Below are 17,211 nucleotides of genomic sequence, written 5' to 3' on the forward strand. Positions count from 1 at the left end.
TTGCTCTTATTATTCCTCAAATAACGAAATTTGCCGTGGAGCAAATGTACGCGGCGTTTCTCCAAATAAACGTTGGATTTCTTTCGCATTTTTAGCAGCGTCGCCACCTGAGTTATTATTAAATAACACATGTAGCTCATTTGTTTCTTTTTGTAATTCTTTTATCCAACGAGCCCATTCCGTTAATTCCTCTGTTGAGTAATCATATAAATAGCGGACATCTCGCCAAGACCCATCACCTGGGTCGACCCACCCATCTACATTTCGCCCGTGTAAACGAATCAATGTTTTATCCTGTCTTGTCACTTCTAATACCGTCGGAACCGACCCGAGACCTGCCTGCGGTTCATCACAAATGCTATGAATCCACCCTTCTTCTTTCATAAACTGTAATGTTTGTTCACGATACTGTGGTAAAAACCAAGATTGATGGCGAAATTCTAGCGCAAGCGGAAGATGGCCGACAAAGCGTTTAACTTTTCGAAGCACATTCACACTTTCCTTCGTACATACAAACCATGGAGGGAATTGAAACAAAACTATCGCAAGCTTGTTTGCCTCTACTAATGGTTGTACAGATTGCTCAAAAGCACTAAACATTTCTTTTTCAGAAACAAACGGGATTTTTCCACGCTGATGCCCTGTCATCCCTTGATATGCTTTCACAACAAATTCAAAGCCATCCGGTGTTTCATGAACCCACTTTTCATAATTTCGAACCGGTTGGATCGCATAAAAAGAAGAATCCACTTCAACAGTTTGGAAATGCTTACTATATTCTTTTAATTTTTCATGACTTGGTAAACGTTCTGGATAAAGGTCATCATGGTCACCCCACCCAGTTAACCCTATCTTCATCATGCTAATACTCCTTACAGCCACTTTTTTTGCTATTATACCATAGGATGAATGAAGGCAAGAGCGCTGTTGCTCACTGTAACGGACATCTATTCCGCTATTTTTACAAAGCAGCCTTGTTTCTCAATCTTATCGGACATCTGTTCCGTTATTAACGCTGATTTCGGGTGTTTCTCCTCTATTTTGAGCAAATAAAGGAATTGGTGTCCGAACGCAATTAAAAACAGCAGAAAATGACATCAATAACGGATTCAATGTCCGATATGATTTTACTTAGTTTCTTACTCCTTACGGTCTAAATAATTCATATTATTGTCTTCACCGACAAAATTCATTTCTCCTGCAAATCCATAAATCTCCCAGTTCCCATCATCATTTTCTGTGAATATATATTCTCTTACCCAGTCTTGTAATTTCGGATCATAACCTGTATATTCTTGCTTAATCGTTAAATATGTTTCATTGAAAAACTCATTCTCGTAATACGTTTTTTCGATAAAAGCATCAGTAACTGTAATACCTTCATGAAATACTGTTGGATAAAATGTATCTTCAATATAATAAAAATCCCCATTTGCATTTTTCTCTGACTCCAAGGAAATAAATATTCGAATAATCTCTTGTGCCTCTCGTCCAAACTCTTTAGAAAAAACTTGTTCATATTCCTTATATTCCTTAAGAGAAATGGTTTTTTTTGCTGATAATTCAATAATGAGCTCCTCTTTTTTCTTAATCATTTCCGTTGCAATTGCCATATCAAAATCCGTTTTCTCTTCTTTAATTGGCTTTATTTCCGATGAGTTACAGCCAGTCAAAAAAACAACCGACATAATAATCGTTACAAGCCATGATATAGACTGTTTCATTAGGTCTCCTCTTTTTCATTATCAGATTGATTTATGTGCTATCATTATTTCAAATAATGTAAGTTTTTACAATTTATTTTTTTCAGACAGACACCAAAAAAAGACGAACTTCAAACGTTCGTCTCCTCCATAACTCGAACTTGATAAGCACACTTAAAAACAAACAAAAACACATTAATTAGTAGAAATATATATAACAATACTAAAAACTAATACACCGAAAAACTGTTAATACATTTACTGGAAGTTGAATACTCCTTTAATAATACTCCCACTAACAATTACGAGAAATGAGAATTAATTGTCTCTTCAACTTTGTTTAACATTTCTTTATACGCTTCTTCATTAACTATACCAATGCTTCCAAATAGTAGATGCTCAATAGGTTCAATTCCGGAGAATTCAAAAATTCCAATGTCAGAGGTCATTTTCAGACCTGCTGTCATACCAATCTCATCATACTCCTCAGTTGGAGTTCCATGAGTATTAATGATAAGTCCTTTTTTTCCTTTCAACAGTTTAATTATACCTTCTTCACCAAAAGCATAAGCATATCCGTATGCAAATACTCGGTCTACATAACCTTTTAATATTGCTGGAAGACCCGTCCACCAGATAGGGTAAATAAATGTTATGACATCTGCTTCATTAATAAATTCATGTTCCGTTCTGATATCCTTCGGAGTTTGACCTGCTTTCATTGCTACCGTATCTTTTGGTTGCAGCACAGGTTGAAATTTTAGTTCATATAAATCACGTACAATAACCTCATGACCGTTCTTCTTTAGGGCACGAACTGTCGTATCCAATATAGCATGATTTAAACTTTCAGGGTGTGGGTGTGCATAAACAATAAGATGTTTCATTGTAAATTACCTCCAAATATTTTTATATTTAATTATCAAGCTAATTCAAATATTATAAGATTAAGGAATTTATTGTAAGTAGTCATTTTTTTGTAACATAGTCATAAAATTAGTACCTTTAAGGAAGAGAGGCGTTTGTTATGGCAAGAAGTTGGTTTAGTGAGCCACCTGAGGAACAAAAAGAGATCTGTCCAATTACACTAACTCAAAACTTAATTGCAGGAAGATGGAAAATCATCATTCTATGGCATTTAAGTGTACAGACTAGGCGATTTAATGAACTCCAAAGATTATTACCTAACATTTCAAAAGGAATACTAGCACGTCAGTTAAGAGAATTAGAAGAAGATCAAATGGTTCACAGAGAAGTTTATAAAGAAGTCCCTCCAAAAGTGGAATATTCACTAACTCCTAAAGGAAAAAGCTTTATCCCTATATTGGAAAGTATGGGTGAGTGGGGTGAAAAACATATAATGAGCTAAGATTCGTCATCTTATTTAAAAGCTAAGACTTAAATTTTTCTTAGCTTTTTCGGATGTATACAAAAAAGCGTTACTGCTAGACAGCAGATACTTTTTATTGATTACTGAAAAAAATAGAAGAAGACGAACTTCAAAAGTTCGTCTTCTCCATTTCGTACTCATTATCCAATAGACCCTTCCATCTCGAACTTGATTAAACGGTTCATTTCAACCGCATATTCCATTGGAAGTTCTTTTGTAAATGGCTCGATAAAGCCCATTACGATCATTTCTGTTGCTTCTTCCTCAGACAATCCACGACTCATGAGGTAGAACAATTGGTCCTCAGATACTTTTGAAACAGTCGCTTCATGTTCAAGTGTAATGTTGTTATTTAAAATTTCGTTGTAAGGAATTGTATCAGACGTCGATTGGTTATCTAGAATTAACGTATCACACTCAATCTTCGCTTTAGAACCTTCTGATTTTCTTCCAAAGTGAGCAATTCCACGATATGTTACTTTACCACCATGTTTAGAAATGGATTTAGAAACAATCGTTGATGAACAATTTGGTGCAAGATGCATGACTTTTGCTCCTGCATCTTGGTGCTGGCCTTTTCCTGCAATCGCAATTGAAAGGATTGTTCCTTTTGCTCCTTCACCTTTCATAATAACGGCTGGATATTTCATCGTTAATTTGGAACCGATGTTTCCATCGACCCATTCCATTGTTGCATTTTCATAGGCCACCGCACGTTTTGTAACAAGGTTATAAATGTTTGGAGCCCAGTTTTGAATCGTCGTATAACGGCAATATGCGTTTTTCTTAACGATAATTTCAACAACCGCACTATGAAGTGAGTTTGTTGAGTAAACAGGCGCTGTACAACCTTCAACATAATGTACATGACTATCCTCATCTGCAATAATTAACGTACGCTCGAATTGTCCCATATTTTCAGAGTTAATACGGAAGTATGCTTGAAGTGGTGTTTCACATTTTACTCCTTTAGGAATATAGATGAATGATCCACCAGACCATACCGCTGAATTTAACGCAGCAAATTTATTATCAGAAGGCGGAATAATTGTTCCAAAATGCTCTCTGAAAATTTCTTCATGCTCACGTAAAGCTGTATCAGTATCTTCAAAAACAATTCCTAAATCTTGAAGATCTTCTTTCATGTTATGGTAAACAACTTCAGATTCATACTGAGCAGATACCCCAGCTAAATACTTTTGCTCTGCTTCTGGAATCCCTAACTTATCAAACGTATTTTTAATTTCTTCCGGAACTTCATCCCAAGACTTCTCGGACTTTTCAGACGGCTTAACATAATACGTAATGTCATCAAAGTTTAATTCAGCTAAATTACCTCCCCATTGAGGCATAGGCATTTTATAAAACTGCTCCAACGATTTTAGACGGAAATCTAACATCCATTGTGGCTCTTTTTTCATGTTGGAAATTTCTTTCACGATCTCAGGTGTTAACCCTTTTTTTGAACGGAAAATCGATACATCTTTATCTCGAAACCCGTATTTATATTCACCGATTTCAGGCGCTTTCTTTGCCATGTGAAACCCTCCTTTTAGTTGTTGACCATTGACTATCCAGCTGTTCTCTTACTCCTCTGTTTCGCCTTGGAGACCTTTCTCCATCGCTTTCCATGCCAATGTTGCACATTTAATTCGAGCTGGAAATTTGGCAACTCCTTGTAATGCTTCGATGTCACCTAAATCAAACGTCGAATCATCATAATCCTTCCCTAACATCATATCCGAAAAGATATCAGACATGACTAATGCTTCTTTTACTTCTAGACCTTTTACAGCTTGCGTCATCATCGAAGCAGAAGCCATACTAATCGAACAACCTTCACCAACAAATTTTGCATCGGTAATTTTCCCATCTTCCACTTTCATTTGAAGTTGGATTCGGTCACCACAGGTTGGGTTGTTCATATTCACAGTTAATGAATCACCGTCAAACTCTCCACGATTACGCGGGTTTTTATAATGATCCATAATTACTTGTCGGTATAACGTGTCAAGATTATTACCTAAAGACATCGCCAAAATACTCCTTTGTTTTTATTAAACCGTTGACGAGTACATCGATTTCATCTTTTTTATTGTATAAATAAAAACTAGCACGAGCGGTAGCTGACACATTTAACCATTTCATTAATGGTTGTGCACAATGATGTCCTGCACGAACAGCAATTCCTTCTGCATCTAAAACGGTCGCTACATCATGTGGATGAACATCATCAATATTGAAGGTGACAAGACCAGCACGTTCTTTTGGTCCATAAATTGTCATTCCTTCGATTTCTGACATTCTTTCCATTGCATATTGTGCTAAATCATGTTCATGATTGGCAATGGCGTCAAGCCCGACTTCTTCTAAAAAGTCAATCGCTGCTCCTAAACCAATGGCTCCGGCAATGATTGGTGTACCCCCTTCAAATTTCCAAGGAAGCTCTTTCCACGTCGATTCTTGCAAGCCTACAAAATCAATCATTTCACCGCCAAATTCTATCGGTTCCATTTGGTTTAGCCATGCTTTTTTTCCATACAGTACCCCAATTCCAGTAGGTCCGCCCATTTTATGTCCAGAAAAGGCAAAGAAATCACAATCAATATCCTGTACATCGATTTTCATATGTGGCGCACTTTGTGCACCGTCTACTACCATTATAGCACCATGTTTATGGGCAATGGCAGTAATTTCTTTGACGGGATTAATGACACCAAGTACATTAGACACTTGCATGACAGCGACAATTTTCGTCTTGTCTGTAATTGTGTTCTCGACATCATCTAAAGAAATCGAACCATCCGCTTGTAAAGGAAGATACTTTAGCGTTGCTCCTGTTACTTTTGCAACTTGTTGCCATGGAATAATATTACTGTGATGTTCCATAGGTGTGATGACAATCTCATCACCTTCTTTCACTGTAGAGCGACCATAACTTGATGCTACTAAATTAATCGCCGTTGTCGTTCCACGAGTGAAAATAATCTCTTCTGTAGACTTTGCATTGACAAACGAACGGACTTTTTCTCTAGCCCCTTCATAACCGTCAGTCGCTAACGTCCCGAGCGTATGAACGCCACGGTGAACGTTAGAATTATAACGGCGATAATAATCATCAAGTGCTTCAATAACCTTTACTGGTTTTTGGGACGTTGCTGCACTATCTAAATATACAAGAGGTTTTCCGTTTACGTTTTGATCCAATATCGGAAACTGCTTACGAACCTCTATTACATCCATTACTTGACTTTCCTTTCAATCACTTCACGCATACGTTCTTTCACTGATTCTACTGGAAGTTGATTTACAACAGGTGCTAAGAATCCATGAATGATTAAGCGCTCTGCTTCAAGTTTTGTAATCCCACGACTCATTAAATAGAACATTTGCAATGGATCAATTCGTCCTACAGAAGCAGCATGACCTGCTGTTACATCATCTTCGTCAATTAATAAAATCGGGTTTGCATCCCCACGAGCTTTTTCACTTAACATTAACACTCGTTCTGTTTGCTCTCCGTTTGACTTTGTTGCGCCATGCTCGATTTTTGTAATCCCGTTAAAAATCATTGTTGCTTCTTCACGCATAACACCATGCTTTAAAATATAACCTTCAGAGTGTTTACCATGGTGGAAAATTTGAGTTGTGAAGTTTTGTTTTTGTTGGCCTCGACCAATCGTTACTGTTTTTGTATCAGCATATGAATTTTCGCCAATAAGATGCGTAGTATTATCTGAAACCGTGTTACCATCGTTCATTTGTCCTAATGCCCAATCAACTCTTCCATCACGAGCTACATTTGCACGACGAACTACATAAGTCGTTACACCCGCTCCTAAGTTATCAACCCCGCCAAAGGAAACACGAGCGTTTTGACCAACAAATACTTCCGCAACGATGTTTGCAACAGCATTGTTAACATTGGCAAAAGAAACATAGTTTTCAACATACGTTACAGAACTATTGTCTTCTGCGACAACGATGACATGATTAAATAATCCAGTATTTTCTTTATCTAATTGTACGATTGTTTGAAGTGGCACAGTTAATTCTGTATTTTTCGGAACATAAATAAATACTCCACCGTTCATTAGTGCACCATGAAGAGCTGTAAGACGATTTTCATCATATTTCACAACATCGTTCATAAAATATTTTTGAAGCAAGTCACTATGGTCACGAGCAGCAGTAGCAATATCAGTAAAGATAACACCTTGGTTTTCTAACTCCGAACCTGACTTTTCATAAACTACTGTAGCATCTCGAAAAACAAGTAAGTTTTGATTATCTGTTTCTTCTCCAATCAATGCAACAACTTCATCATGTAAATCTGAAATGGATGTTACGATTTCTTTTCCACCTTGTTCATGTGTGAAATCTGTAAAGTTCCAACCTGTTATTTTTGTCTTATCCGGTTTTGGTAACTCTTTTTGGTCAACTGTATCTAAAGACGATAGGCGTAAGTTCAATAACCATTCTGGTTCGCCACGGCCTTTAGAGAATTCTTTAATGTAGTCTTGGTCAAACGTAATTTTTGTCTCAACTGACATGAATATCCCTCCTTGCGGCCTATGCTTGAACTTTTTCGTCTTCGATTCCTAATTCTTCCTTAATCCAATCGTATCCTTCTGCTTCTAGACGCTCTGCTAACTCGGCACCACCTGATTTTACAATACGACCTTGCATCATAACATGGACTTTATCTGGCGTGATGTAATTTAATAGACGTTGGTAGTGAGTGATGATTAAGCAACCAAACTCTTCTCCACGCATTTCATTAACACCTTTCGACACTACTTTTAATGCATCAATATCAAGACCTGAATCAATTTCATCTAATATCGCAATTTTTGGCTCAAGCATTAATAATTGTAAAATTTCATTTCTTTTCTTTTCTCCACCAGAAAACCCTTCGTTTAAATATCGTTGAGCAAATTCTTGATTCATTTCTAGTAAGTCCATTTTTTTATCAAGTTGACGAATAAATTTCATTAATGAAATTTCGTCTCCTTCTTCACGTTTAGCGTTGATTGCCGAACGTAAGAAGTCCGCGTTTGTAATTCCACTAATTTCACTTGGATATTGCATTGCTAAAAACAGTCCAGCTTGAGCACGCTCATCAACTTCCATTTCAAGTAAATCTTCTCCGTTAAATATTACCGTACCACCTGTAATTTCATACTTTGGATGACCCATTAAAGCTGATGCTAATGTTGATTTACCAGTTCCATTTGGTCCCATAATTGCATGGATTTCTCCACCTTTAATTTCTAGATTGAAATCCTTTAAGATTTGTTTCCCTTCGATTTCGACTTGAAGATTTTCAATTTTTAAATACGGTGCTGACATTTGATACTACCTCCAATTTTTATCATGAGTTTAGGCGTGACAACGGTTGTACACACTTCAATTTTAAATTATTCTCATTCTATTCTCATTACAATCTTATACTATTTCCAATGTTAGTTCAAGGCTTACGCTTTTCAGTTTACACTCTTTCTATAGTGTTAAGTATGTAAAACATAAAAATACTTAGACATATACTAGTCTCAACATTAAATTCCTTCCTCATTCAAAATCTTTTTTAAGTGAAAAAGATGGTGCTAGTTACAGCACCACCTTTTCTGTTCATTTTATAATTGAGTTAGTATTTTTTTTGTTACTTCATACTCTTTATCCCGCTTTTTTTCTACTTCTAAGCGTTTCGTTAAGCTTCGGTTATACTCTGCATATCCCATACCGTGATTTCGTTGCATTGCTTTTTCCATATCACTTGTGTACGTGGTCTTTATCAAGTTAGTAATCTGTACCAATCCCTTTCTTTTTTTGTACAGTAATAATCGTAACATCTATAGATCTAACACCCAATCTCTATATAACGTCAGATTTTATACTATTTAGCGAAAGGTTGTGGTGAGAAAACCTAACATGGCGTTCTTCTACAATTGCTCTACCATCCTGCTCAATTCTCTTTATTGTTTCATGTTTGAGGAATTAAGCTCACTAATCGCTTCCTGTACTAATGTCACGGCTTGACTCATAGCCGCTCCTCCACCAAAGGCAGCTGTTACACCTACAGCCTCAAGAATTTCTTCTTCTGTACACCCTTGGTCTAAGCACCCTTTTGTATGATAAATGATGCAGTATTCATCTTGACCATAAATACTAATGCCAAGTGCAATTAATTGTTTTTCTTTTTTGGATAATTTACCTTCCGCAAAACAAGCTTCAGTAAAAGCATTGTATTGCTTTGCGATCTCTGGCATTTTTTGTGTGAATTGACCAAGTCCTTCTTTATAATCTTGTAGCGCCATTGTGATCATATTATCTTGTTGTTGTTCCATCTGTATCACCTCATGTTTTTATTTACAACGATAGTATGGTTTAATTCAGTTTTTCTCATTACAGATTTTGGTTTATTTTTAAATATGTCGAAAATATGAAAAACCGTGTGAAGAAAAGTGTGACAAACCGTTGAACTCCATTCCCTTATTTGAGAAGTCACGCTACAATAAAACTATAGAAAATGTGAATTGTTTCACAAGGACATGTGAAGTGCTTCACAGCTCTATAACTACTATCTTAGGAGGAATTCATATGTTTGGACAATTCTTACGTGAAAACAAATACGCTGCTATCATTTTATTCTTTATTCGTGTGTATCTCGGTTGGACTTGGTTAACAATTGGTTGGGGGAAAGTAACAGGTGATTTTAATGCCGCTGGTTATTTACAAGGGGCCGCTGCAAATCCAGTAATGCAAGGAGAAGCTGTTGTTTATCCTACGTATGTTGCATTTTTACAAAATTTCGCAATTCCAAATGCTGAGTTATTCAGCTTTATGGTTGCATGGGGTGAGCTATTAGTTGGATTAGGATTATTACTTGGCATTCTAACTACACCTGCTGCATTTTTCGGAGTCATGATGAACTTTGCCTTTATGTTTGCAGGAACTGTGTCTACTAACCCATGGATGATTTTACTTTCTATGTTTATTCTAGCTGCAGGGGCAAACGCAGGACGACTTGGCGGCGACCGTTATGTCATGCCTTATATTAAAGAAAGAGTAAAAGCGATTCGTGAAAATAAAAAGAACAAACAACTACCAAAAGCTCCAACACCAATGGCGAGCTAATCAGGAAAAAACATGAAAAGACTGAGTGATTTCTACTCAGTCTTTTTTGTGTTTACCAAGTTCCTTGCAATAGCGTCCGCTCTAAAATTGCAACGATGCTAGTTGTGATAACATTCGATACTATAATAACAATCAGTAACCTTTTAGCGTTGGCGGCGTGTTTTTTAAGCAGATAATAAATAATTGGTGCTTCTATTATAATCGTTAAAAAAAGATATCCTAGTAACACAATATAATAGGGTCCTGATTGAAACGCTAAATACCAGGCATCAGCTAAATCAGTAGCAAACGGCTGCATTTCAAACATTCTCCAAACATAAGGAAAAAGAAATGACATAATATTTGCCAATATGATAAGTACAACCGCCTTTACTTTGATTGATAAGTCCTTTCCTAATGAACTTAAAAATAAAATGGCAACAATTTCGATGAAAAGTGTAATACCAATTGCAAGGGGCAGTAATTCTTTCGGACTTGACGTTAACCATTGCCAAGATGAATTCGCATACACTGACACTTGAAAAATTAAAGTAAAAACACATAAGCACAAAACTACTTTAAGATTAAAACGATTCATTAACATTTGTAGTCCACCTTTTTTGGTCGATGCGGTGGGTTTGACGCATCTCTTCCTATGATATTTAGGAAAGAAGTGATAAACATGACAACGGTTTTGCATTCGTCAAATTTAAAACCAATTTTCCATATTAATATTGTGATTTTACTCGATAGAACTACTTTTTTCTCGGGTATATTTACTTATTTTTCAAATTTAGTTATAAAAAGGGGTGATTTGATCTAGTTAGTCTGTATTCCGATTAGTTTATGAACACTTTTCTTCGGGGTTTTCGCTCCTTTTGTTTAATAGCATTTTTCTATTGGACACTTCCCTCTGCTTTTGCCTTGTTTTGTCCTATAGAACCCTTCTATTGGACACTTCTCTCACTTTCCGCTCCAATCTGTCCTTCATTAACTTTATGAAGAACACTTCTCCTCATTTTCCACTCGGTTTTGTCCTTCATCGGCCTTATGAAGGACACTTCTCTTCATTTCCCGCTCCATTCTGTCCTTCATCGGCCTTATGAAGGACACTTTGCCTCATTTTCCACTCCATTTTGTCCTTCATCCACCTTATGAAGGACACTTCTCCTCATTTTCCACTCCATTTTGTCCTTCATCAGCCTTATGAAGGACACTTCTCCCCATTTCACACTTCATTTTGTCCTTCATAGAACAAAAACGCTCTCGCAACAGCTTTAAAAACAGCAAAAAACCCATTGGCATCATAACCAACGGGTTTCAAGTCACAGATTAGTCAACCATGGGGATAACTGCACCGTTATATGTTTCGTTAATGAAGTTTACGATTTCTTCTGAACGTAATACTTCCACTAATGTTTGGAATTCTGGACGGTCTTTATCTTCAGAACGAACAACAATTAAGTTCGGTTGAAGAACGTCTGCTCCCTCAAACGCAATACCGTATTTCTCGATGTCGACTCCGCCTTCAAGCGCGTAGTTCGTATTAATAACAACAGCATCGCCTTCACCATTTTCAAATGATGGTGCAAGAATTCTCGCTTCTACTAATGTAGAGAAATCAAGGTTTTTTGGATTTGCAACGATATTTTCTCTAGTCGCTAGTTCACCTTCAGCATTATCAAGCTCAATTAAACCTGCACGCTCAAAGATTGGCAAAATTCGGCCGTGGTCACTGATTGAATCACTCATGATAATTTTTGCTCCATCTGGAAGTTCATCTAAAGAACGATATTCTTTTGAATAAACACCAATTGGCTCTGCGTGGATCGCACCAACACTTTCAAACTCATAACCATTTTCATCAATTTGCATTGCTAAATAGCCAGGTGTTTGGAAATAGTTTGCATCTAATTCACCATCACGTAATGTTTGGTTTGGTAAAATATAATCTTGGAATGTTTTAATTTCTAAATCAATGCCTTGTTCTGCTAGTAATGGTTTAGCTGCTTCTAACACTTCTGTATGAGGAACAGCTGAAGCACCTACTACTAATGTTACACGTTCTTCTTGCTCGCCTTCTCCTGCAGTATCACCTGCTTGTTGTTGTCCTTCATCATTTGCACCACACGCCACTAATGCGAGTGATAACGCTGCTGCTCCTACGAAACCAAATAGTTTCTTCATGAATAAATCCCCCTTAGGTTATCTTTTGTCTAATTTATTTGTGAAAAAATCACCAATCCATTGAATAATAAATACAACGATAAGGATTGCGATTGTTGCCACCAACGTCACTTGGAAGTTGTTCCGTTGAAATCCTTCCAAATAGGCAAAATGCCCGAGCCCCCCAGCTCCAATTACCCCTGCCATTGCCGTATAACTCACTAACGCAATGGCGGTTACCGTAATCCCTGAAATCAAAGCCGGTAATGATTCTGGAATGAGAACTTTCATTATAATTTGGCGATTTGTTGCGCCCATTGATTGGGCAGCTTCAATTACGCCTTTATCAATTTCTCGAAGGGCAATTTCAACCATCCGGGCATAAAAAGGAGCTGCCCCGATAATTAATGCAGGTAACGCTGCATTTGCACCGAGAATTGATCCAACTACAAATCTTGTAAACGGAAATAATAAAATAATTAAAATAATAAATGGGATCGAGCGAAAAATATTTACGACCGCTCCGATACAAGCATTGGCGATATCGTTTTCCCACAAATTCCCTTTCCCAGTTAAATAAAGAACGAGCCCAAGTAAAATTCCAAGAATAAAAGTAGCCAATACAGATATCGAGGTCATATACAACGTTTCAAGCGTCGCATCCCATAGTTGGTCCCATTTCATTTTGGCAAACCACTCAACGGTTGAATCAACCATTCTCGATCACCTCCACATTCACTTGATTTTTTATGAAAGTAATCGCGGCATTAATTTCTGCTTGTTCCCCGTCGATTTGAATAAATAATGTGCCGTATGAACCATCTTGGGTTTTCGTAATTTTCCCTTGGAGAATACTAATATCAACGTCAAATTGGCGAATGATTTTTGTAATTAACGGCTGTTCTGCTTCTTCACCAACAAACGTAATTTGCACAACTTTTCCTTTACCTTCACTGATGAAATGTTCAATCGTTTCTTTTGTTTCTTCAGGTTCGGTAATTTGTTTGACAAATTCTTTTGTAATATTTTGTTGTGGGTGGCGGAAAACATCAAGGACCTCGCCTTCCTCCACAACTTTCCCAGCCTCCATCACAGCTACGCGATGGCAAATTTTTCGAATCACATGCATTTCATGTGTAATCAACACAACCGTTAACCCTAGTTTTTTATTAATATCTACAAGCAGTTCTAAAATCGAGTCTGTTGTCTTCGGGTCAAGTGCTGATGTTGCTTCATCACAGAGTAATACTTTTGGTTTATTCGCTAGTGCCCTTGCGATACCGACACGCTGCTTTTGGCCCCCACTTAATTGGGAAGGATACGATTCCCCTCTCCCTTCTAAGCCAACTAACTTAATTAATTCATCTACACGTTTGATGCGTTCTTCTTTTTTTACACCTGCAATTTCTAATGGAAAAGAGATGTTCTCTCTTACTGTCCGTGACCATAACAAGTTAAAGTGTTGAAAGATCATACTGATCTCTTGCCGTGCCTTTCGTAATTGATTGCCTTTTAACCGTGACATTTCACTTTCTCCGACTAGAACACTTCCTTCTGACGGACGCTCTAAGCTATTTAACATTCGGATTAACGTGCTTTTCCCCGCACCGCTATACCCGATAATGCCATAAATTTCACCTTCTCGTATTTGTAAGTTCACTCCGTCAACCGCATGAACGATACCGTTTTTCGTATGAAACCATTTCCGAATATTTTGCAATGTAATCATCCGAAGTCCTCCTTTCAATCCGATATTTCCTATTTGTTTACTCTATATTAATCCGAAAAAAGTAGGCGTGTTATCGCCGAAGATTTTTTTTATAAAAAAACCTTCCCGCAACTGAGCAGAAAGGTGTTCTTTTCCTTTCTCTCATCTACCAAAGCCAACGCTTTGCAGGAATTAGCACTTCTCTAGTTTGGTCAACTAAAGGTTGCTGGGTTTCATCGGGCCCGTCCCTCCACCTCTCTCGATAAGAGTTATATATAGTTAATCTTTCGTATATTATGTTACACGATTCGATACGCTAGTTCTTTAATTCATGAAAGAATAATAGCATGCTAGTTTTTTATCTGTCAATCACTTTACAACAAAGTTGAAAAAGTTTAACTAGTTTGAATAGTTAGTTAGTTCTATTTTATTTTTCGAAAAACAAGGTAGAAGTATACAGATCCAATTAAATATAAACAGCCTGTAATGGAAAAAACGATCGCATAGCCATAATAGGAACCGTACATCATCACAATCGTCATTGAGACAGGACCCATAACAGCCCACCCTAATTGGAACACCATTTGACCAACCGAGTTTGCTAAGCCTTTCATCGAATCATCAACACTTTTCATCATCAGTGACATTTGAATGGGATTACCAGCATTCATTAGTGCTTGTCGGAATAAAAAACCTAATACCGCTAACCAAAGGTTTTCCGTATACGCTGTTAATAATAAAAACGGCAATGACGTTAATTGTAAAATAACAACCGCTCTTACCTCACCGAACTTTTTAACAACAAGTGGTCCAATCATAAACGCAACAGCTGTCATCGCTTGCCCTAAAGAGACAATAATTCCAACGAGTGACTTTGAAATCTCAAAACGGTCAGTAAAATAAAGATTTAAGTAAGGAATAACAAGGCCCGATCCAAATCCGATAATTAATTGAGCGACGGCAAAAAGAAGAATAATTTTAACTCCAGCTTTATGAGTCGTGAACAATTTTTTAAATGAGACTGATGCTGTTTTTTCCGTTTTCAGTTTCCTATTTTCATTGATTTTAAATAGTGGAAATAGCGAGGCAAAAAAGAACGCTGAACCGATCAATAACGTAATTCGAATACTTGTTAATGCAGAAACACCAAACAAATACTGAAACGCATCACTTAACGAACCTCCTAACACGTTTCCAATCACATTTGCCACCATAATTAAGGCAAAATTAAAACTAAACAAATGTACTCTTTCTTTTTCCGTTGAGTTTTCTGCGAGTAACGGAATCGAAGACACTTGAATAAATGACATAAAGACACCCGTTAAAAACGCAGTAAGTAATAACGTTGATTCTGGCACTAATAAAGAGCGACTTGTAAGTGTTAAAGCTGTAATTAAGGCACCAATAAAAATGATTTTTTTCCTTCCAAACTTGTCACTTAACAATCCGGCTGGTAATAATGCGATCGCCGATGCTGTTGCTTGCATCGCAATCACCTTCCCATTCACTTGGTCATCATATCCAAGCTCGCGAATATAATAATTATAAATGATCATAAAAATACCCATACCAATATTTCCTAGTACAGATACCCATAAAAACATACGAACGTTTTGATTATAACCTTTTAATTGATTTTTCCAATCACCAATAAACTGAGTCATCGTAACCCTTCTCGCCGTATATATTTCGTATCCCTAAATAATAATAGTAGAAAATATAACATTTGAAAAGGGGTTTTTTAAAAGTTACAAAATTCTATACATTTAAAAAAAGCGAACAACTGGATTTCCAATTGTTCGCTAGTCTTATTTCTTTAGTTGATATTTTAATTTCTTCAATTGGAAATAAAAGAAGCAACCAACACAAAAGCCCGCTAATGCAACTGACGCAGCAATGGTCACCATCGCGATGAAGATCCAACCAAGCCAATGACCAAACAAAAGAATTATAAAACCGATGAAAAGAAGGCTTGCTGCAATGGTTTGGTTAAAACGTTGTAGCTCTGCTGCTTCTGTCTCTTCATTTGAACGATCTTTGTTATTTATCGTTTTCACCAATAAAAAAGCAAGATTTGCCTTCGGACCAAAGATAAGTGCAATCGTAACAACTACAAAGGTAATACCAACGATAACTAAACTTTGAAAAAGGATGGCACTTAACGTTAACAACACCATCATCCACTGGTTAGCTCGGACGAAAGAAACAGGAATCTCCTTCAACCTTATCACTCCTTCCTTCTCTCTATAACATAACACATGAAAGAATAAGCTACACAATATCTGCTTGTAAAGCAGATATTGTGTAGCCTAGAATTAACACCAGCCCATATCGCAACCTTCTACATATTTATCTGGGTTTTTAGATACCCCTTTTTCATATCGAAAAATCTTATTGTTATCAAACTCAAACCCACGGGCCATTTCATACTTTGTTCCTTCATTTGTCTCTTTAATTTTTCCTATTCTTGAATCATCCATATACAAATTCATACAACCATTTTCAAACTTTCCTTCAACTTTTGCTGTTACCTCTACTTTTAAAGGTTCATTTTGACTTTGATTATCGTTCATCATGCAGACCTCCTTTGGGTAACATATTATTACTTTTCCCTAATGTAAAATGTGTACACGAATGAATCAATGGGAGAAAGAAAAGAACTTGACGATAGCGTCAAGTTCTTCCTTTTATTAGTCTTCGTTTACCATTTCTTCGTATTGTTCAGCCGTCATTAACTTATCCACTTCTGACGCGTCAGAAGGCTCAACAACAATCATCCAAGCTTTTTCATACGGAGATTCATTTACAAACTCTGGGGAATCGTCTAAGTCTTCATTTACTTCTACGACTTTCCCACTTACAGGTGCATACAACTCAGACACCGTTTTAACAGATTCTACGCTACCGAATGGCTCGTCCGCTTCAATTTCATCTCCAACTTCAGGAAGCTCAACAAAGACGATATCTCCTAGTTCAGATTGAGCAAAATCAGTAATTCCGATACGGATTTTCCCATCTTCTTGTTTTACCCATTCATGCTCTTCTGAATATTTCAGTTCCTTTGGTAAATTCACTAATAACCCCTCCAACATTCATTCTAAATCTTATATTAAATATAATATAATTAG

Annotated in this window: 20 protein-coding genes and 1 riboswitch; of the genes, 2 read left to right on the forward strand and 18 right to left on the reverse strand. The window is 36.9% G+C overall.

Features of this window, described 5'->3' with window-relative positions; genetic code table 11:
- Window positions 1-9: 9 nt before the first annotated feature.
- The 3 genes from T323_RS0112340 to T323_RS0112350 all read right to left on the reverse strand — a co-directional run bounded on the left by T323_RS0112340 (window position 10) and on the right by T323_RS0112350 (window position 2,590).
- The gene (locus T323_RS0112340) at window positions 10-861 is read right to left on the reverse strand and encodes a DUF72 domain-containing protein (protein ID WP_026673565.1); all 852 of its coding nucleotides are present in this window, start codon (window positions 859-861) and stop codon (window positions 10-12) included.
- A gap of 278 nt (window positions 862-1,139) precedes the next feature.
- Window positions 1,140-1,724 carry a hypothetical protein gene (locus tag T323_RS0112345; RefSeq protein WP_026673566.1) on the reverse strand — a complete coding sequence of 195 codons (585 nt, stop codon included), beginning with the start codon at window positions 1,722-1,724 and terminating at the stop codon, window positions 1,140-1,142.
- A 281-nt stretch (window positions 1,725-2,005) separates the two neighbouring features.
- Window positions 2,006-2,590, reverse strand: a complete 585-nt coding sequence (locus tag T323_RS0112350; RefSeq protein WP_026673567.1) for an NAD(P)H-dependent oxidoreductase — start codon at window positions 2,588-2,590, stop codon at window positions 2,006-2,008.
- 140 nt (window positions 2,591-2,730) lie between these two features.
- Between T323_RS0112350 and T323_RS0112355 the strand changes: the two genes are divergently transcribed.
- Window positions 2,731-3,072: a winged helix-turn-helix transcriptional regulator gene (locus tag T323_RS0112355; protein WP_026673568.1), complete on the forward strand. Its 342-nt coding sequence runs from the start codon at window positions 2,731-2,733 to the stop codon at window positions 3,070-3,072.
- Window positions 3,073-3,233: 161 nt separating this feature from the next.
- Here T323_RS0112355 and sufB read toward each other — a convergent pair whose 3' ends face one another.
- The 7 genes from sufB to T323_RS0112390 form a co-directional block, all read right to left on the reverse strand.
- Complete coding sequence (gene sufB / locus T323_RS0112360; RefSeq protein ID WP_026673569.1) at window positions 3,234-4,631, reverse strand: Fe-S cluster assembly protein SufB; 1,398 nt, start codon at window positions 4,629-4,631, stop codon at window positions 3,234-3,236.
- 48 nt (window positions 4,632-4,679) lie between these two features.
- Window positions 4,680-5,126: a Fe-S cluster assembly sulfur transfer protein SufU gene (gene sufU / locus T323_RS0112365; RefSeq protein WP_026673570.1), complete on the reverse strand. Its 447-nt coding sequence runs from the start codon at window positions 5,124-5,126 to the stop codon at window positions 4,680-4,682.
- On the reverse strand, window positions 5,113-6,336 hold the full coding sequence (locus T323_RS0112370) for a cysteine desulfurase (RefSeq protein WP_026673571.1): 1,224 nt from the start codon (window positions 6,334-6,336) through the stop codon (window positions 5,113-5,115). The genes sufU and T323_RS0112370 overlap by 14 nt, the downstream gene beginning before the upstream one ends.
- Window positions 6,336-7,646, reverse strand: a complete 1,311-nt coding sequence (gene sufD / locus T323_RS0112375; RefSeq protein WP_026673572.1) for a Fe-S cluster assembly protein SufD — start codon at window positions 7,644-7,646, stop codon at window positions 6,336-6,338. The genes T323_RS0112370 and sufD overlap by 1 nt, the downstream gene beginning before the upstream one ends.
- 19 nt (window positions 7,647-7,665) lie before the next feature.
- Window positions 7,666-8,445: a Fe-S cluster assembly ATPase SufC gene (sufC, locus tag T323_RS0112380; protein WP_026673573.1), complete on the reverse strand. Its 780-nt coding sequence runs from the start codon at window positions 8,443-8,445 to the stop codon at window positions 7,666-7,668.
- A gap of 284 nt (window positions 8,446-8,729) precedes the next feature.
- Window positions 8,730-8,945, reverse strand: coding sequence for a YuzK family famiily protein (locus tag T323_RS28850; protein ID WP_156942443.1), 216 nt, complete (start codon window positions 8,943-8,945; stop codon window positions 8,730-8,732).
- Between the two features lie 123 nt (window positions 8,946-9,068).
- Window positions 9,069-9,440, reverse strand: coding sequence for a carboxymuconolactone decarboxylase family protein (locus T323_RS0112390; protein WP_026673574.1), 372 nt, complete (start codon window positions 9,438-9,440; stop codon window positions 9,069-9,071).
- Window positions 9,441-9,693: 253 nt separating this feature from the next.
- On the opposite strand from T323_RS0112390, the gene T323_RS0112395 reads away from it, so the two are divergent.
- Window positions 9,694-10,230: a DoxX family membrane protein gene (locus T323_RS0112395; protein ID WP_026673575.1), complete on the forward strand. Its 537-nt coding sequence runs from the start codon at window positions 9,694-9,696 to the stop codon at window positions 10,228-10,230.
- 52 nt (window positions 10,231-10,282) lie between these two features.
- On the opposite strand, the gene T323_RS0112400 is transcribed toward T323_RS0112395, so the two are convergent.
- The 8 genes from T323_RS0112400 to gcvH all read right to left on the reverse strand — a co-directional run bounded on the left by T323_RS0112400 (window position 10,283) and on the right by gcvH (window position 17,157).
- Window positions 10,283-10,813, reverse strand: a complete 531-nt coding sequence (locus T323_RS0112400; RefSeq protein ID WP_245613723.1) for a hypothetical protein — start codon at window positions 10,811-10,813, stop codon at window positions 10,283-10,285.
- 728 nt (window positions 10,814-11,541) lie between these two features.
- Entirely contained in the window at window positions 11,542-12,396 is an 855-nt protein-coding gene (locus T323_RS0112410) for a MetQ/NlpA family ABC transporter substrate-binding protein (RefSeq protein ID WP_026673577.1), read from the reverse strand.
- 18 nt (window positions 12,397-12,414) lie between these two features.
- Window positions 12,415-13,092 (reverse strand): methionine ABC transporter permease, encoded by a 678-nt coding sequence (locus tag T323_RS0112415; RefSeq protein WP_035178578.1) that lies wholly within the window; start codon window positions 13,090-13,092, stop codon window positions 12,415-12,417.
- A complete protein-coding gene (locus tag T323_RS0112420) occupies window positions 13,085-14,104 on the reverse strand; it encodes a methionine ABC transporter ATP-binding protein (protein WP_026673579.1) in 1,020 nt (339 codons plus the stop codon). Before T323_RS0112420 ends, T323_RS0112415 begins: the two co-directional genes overlap by 8 nt.
- 138 nt (window positions 14,105-14,242) lie before the next feature.
- A riboswitch (SAM riboswitch) is annotated at window positions 14,243-14,352 on the reverse strand.
- Between the two features lie 153 nt (window positions 14,353-14,505).
- Complete coding sequence (locus T323_RS0112425) at window positions 14,506-15,747, reverse strand: MFS transporter (RefSeq protein ID WP_026673580.1); 1,242 nt, start codon at window positions 15,745-15,747, stop codon at window positions 14,506-14,508.
- A 144-nt stretch (window positions 15,748-15,891) separates the two neighbouring features.
- A complete protein-coding gene (locus tag T323_RS0112430; protein WP_026673581.1) occupies window positions 15,892-16,305 on the reverse strand; it encodes a DUF4395 domain-containing protein in 414 nt (137 codons plus the stop codon).
- 93 nt (window positions 16,306-16,398) lie between these two features.
- Entirely contained in the window at window positions 16,399-16,656 is a 258-nt protein-coding gene (locus T323_RS0112435) for a YusG family protein (protein WP_026673582.1), read from the reverse strand.
- Between the two features lie 117 nt (window positions 16,657-16,773).
- A complete protein-coding gene (gene gcvH, locus T323_RS0112440) occupies window positions 16,774-17,157 on the reverse strand; it encodes a glycine cleavage system protein GcvH (RefSeq protein WP_026673583.1) in 384 nt (127 codons plus the stop codon).
- Window positions 17,158-17,211 lie beyond the last annotated feature (54 nt).

The sequence above is a fragment of the Alkalihalobacillus bogoriensis ATCC BAA-922 genome (assembly GCF_000621445.1).
Classification (GTDB): Bacteria; Bacillota; Bacilli; order Bacillales; family Bacillaceae_F; genus Bacillus_AO; species Bacillus_AO bogoriense.